The sequence below is a fragment of the Synechococcus sp. YX-04-1 genome (genome assembly GCF_030546365.1).
Taxonomy (GTDB): Bacteria; Cyanobacteriota; Cyanobacteriia; order PCC-6307; family Cyanobiaceae; genus Parasynechococcus.
Window position 1 is genome coordinate 1 of the sequence record NZ_JAUONZ010000022.1, and the last position, 835, is coordinate 835.

The 835-nt window shown below is 57.4% G+C and carries 1 pseudogene; it reads left to right on the plus strand.

Annotated elements, in window-relative coordinates:
* Positions 1-6 precede the first annotated feature (6 nt).
* Positions 7-835: pseudogene (locus tag Q3Y53_RS13050) on the plus strand (ISKra4 family transposase); the annotation flags it as partial.

Genomic DNA, 835 nt, shown 5'->3' on the forward strand with positions numbered 1-835 from the left:
CGGCGTCTGGGACGCCTGTCTCGGCCATTTCGAAGTACTCAGCCCGAGGGCTTCGGACTGCTGCTCGAAGATGCGAAATCCGTGCTTTGGCAATTACAGCAAGCGATCCTCCTTGACCAGATCGAGGAGGTCTCTGAGGCGAGCAGGGTCTGTCCTGACTGCAACAAGGTCAGAACCATCCATGACTATCGATCGAGGGTTCTGGACACATTGTTCGGTCGGTTCCGTGTCAAGGTGCCACGCATTCGCCGCTGCGCCTGCAACGCCAAGTCGGAGGTCACCCTGGGTGGACCACTGTCGCCGCTGGCCCGATTCTTCCCGGACCGATCAACACCTGAATTACAGCGCCTTCAAGCCGAGCTTGGGGCGCGGCATTCGTTTCGAGAAGCTGCGCGTATCATGGAGATATTTCTGCCTTGCGCCAAGCAGGCGAATACTTCGGTACGCAATCGTCTCGGCAAGATCGCCAAGGAAATCGGCGATAGCGAGTATGCGGGACCGGTTGTCTCGTCAGCAGAAAAGAACGCAACTCCGATGACGGTCTTTCTGGACGGTGCACATATTCGATGTAGGCCGGAATACCAGAAGCGGCACCTTGATGTTGTGGTGGGTAAGATCGAGAGCGCGCAAATGTCCCGTCGTTTCGGGCTTGTACAGCAAGCGGCTCAATCTCCATCCAGGCAAGTACGGCAAGACCTTCAAGACACTGGCTGGGACGGCGAGAGCCCAGTTACCGTGATTTCGGATGGAGAACCGACATACGAGGCCCTGATTCGTGCTGAACGCCGGGGGCAACCCAACATCCTTGGTTTTTTGCGGGAGTTGCCGGGAGAAC